Origin of the sequence: Gluconobacter sp. P1C6_b (assembly GCF_018811945.1) — a bacterium.
In the GTDB taxonomy this organism is placed as follows: Bacteria; Pseudomonadota; Alphaproteobacteria; order Acetobacterales; family Acetobacteraceae; genus Gluconobacter.
Genome location: NZ_JACRVU010000071.1, coordinates 1 through 651, shown reverse-complemented (window position 1 = coordinate 651; position 651 = coordinate 1). Strand labels below are relative to the sequence as shown.

Genomic DNA, 651 nt, shown 5'->3' with positions numbered 1-651 from the left:
CTCGGCTGCTCGACAGCGCGCAACAAGGGCACCTGCGACAACCGGACCAATATGCGTCGCGACGAGCTGGAGCGGCGCGTGCTCGACGCCCTGCGTCATCATCTCATGGATCCGGCCCTGTTCGCCGAGTTCTGCACGGCCTTCACCAACGAGATGAACCGGCTGCGCATGGAAGCGTCGGCCGACATCGACGCAGCGAAAACAGAACTGAAGCGGGTCGAGCGCGACATCCAGCGCCTGATGGATCTCTATCTTTCCGAGGCGATCTCGATCGCGACGGTCAAGGAACGTGGATCGAAGCTCGAAGCCCGCAAGACGGAGCTGACGGAGTTCCTCGCGACCGCCGAGGCGCCCCCGCCCCTGCTCCATCCGCAGATGGCGGAGTTCTACCACCGGCAGCTCGCGCACCTGCACGACATGCTGCATTCCGAGTTGGACGAGAAACGCCAGGAGGCAGCCGAGGTGATCCGCTCGCTGATCGAGGCGATCATCCTCACGCCATCCGACAAGGGCCTCCAGATCGACGTTCGTGGCGATCTCGCCGGCATTCTGACGATGGCGTCGGGCAGTGGACAAACGAAAACCCCAGCCCGTTTCGGGGCTGGGGTTCGTGATGCGTTGGCATTGCAAGTTCAGATGGTTGCGGGGGCA

The 651-nt window shown here is 63.4% G+C and carries 1 protein-coding gene; it reads left to right on the top strand.

All coding sequences use genetic code 11. The features are described 5' to 3' along the window. Positions 1-651, top strand: a 651-nt coding sequence (locus tag KP701_RS16175; RefSeq protein WP_215747920.1) for a zinc ribbon domain-containing protein, incomplete at both ends; no start/stop codon positions are given.